This is a genomic window from Promicromonospora kroppenstedtii DSM 19349 (assembly GCF_000515355.1).
GTDB lineage: Bacteria > Actinomycetota > Actinomycetes > Actinomycetales > Cellulomonadaceae > Promicromonospora > Promicromonospora kroppenstedtii.
In genome coordinates, this window is the sequence record NZ_KI911568.1 from 20,274 (window position 1) to 21,085 (window position 812).

Sequence of the window (812 nt, forward strand, 5' to 3'; positions counted from 1 at the left end):
AAGGCGGCCAGCGACTCCAGGCCGACCGACCGGCGTCGGGCCCGCGCGACGAGGGTCTGCGAGCCCACGGGGACGCCGCCCGCGAGGTAGGCCGCCACGTGCAGGCCGGCAGCCGACGGGACCACCTCGAGGGGCAGCCCGGCCAGGGCGTCGAGCAGGATCTCGTGCCGCTCGGCGTAGGCGGCGGACGCCTTGCGGACGTGCCGGGCCAGCAGGCCGTCGTCGATCAGGCGCGCCAGCGCCCCCTGCACGTGCACGGCCCCGTGCCCGTCGGTGAGCTGCCGGGCGGCGAGCAGCGCGTCGCGCAGCGACGGGGGCGCGACCAGGTACCCCACACGCAAGCCGGGCAGCAGCGACTTGGAGAAGGTGCCCACGTAGACCACGCGGCCGTCGCGGTCCAGGGCCTGCAACGGCTCCAGCGGACGGTTCACGCGGCGGAACTCGCTGTCGTAGTCGTCCTCGACCACGGCAGCGCCGTACCGGGCCGCGTGCGCCAGGAGGGCACGGCGCCGGGCGAGCGACAGCGGCATCCCGAGCGGGAACTGGTGCGACGGCGTGGTGTAGACCAGCCGGGCACGCGCCGGGATCTGGTCCACGACCAGGCCGTCGGCGTCGACCGGCACGGGCACCACCTCGGCCCCGTGCAGCGCGAAGAGCTCGCGCGCCTCGGGGTAGCCAGGGTCCTCCACGGCGACGACGTCGCCCGGTTCGAGCAGCACGCGGGCCACGAGGTCGAGGGCCTGCTGCGCGCCGGTGGTGGCCACGACGTCGTCGGCCCCCACGCGGACGCCGCGGTGGCCCGCCGCGTACCG

The 812-nt window shown here is 76.6% G+C and carries 1 protein-coding gene; it reads right to left on the reverse strand.

Annotation, left to right across the window (positions count from 1 at the left end; genetic code table 11):
* Positions 1-812: aminotransferase-like domain-containing protein (locus PROKR_RS00775; RefSeq protein WP_157601790.1), on the reverse strand; the 812-nt coding region annotated here is incomplete at both ends.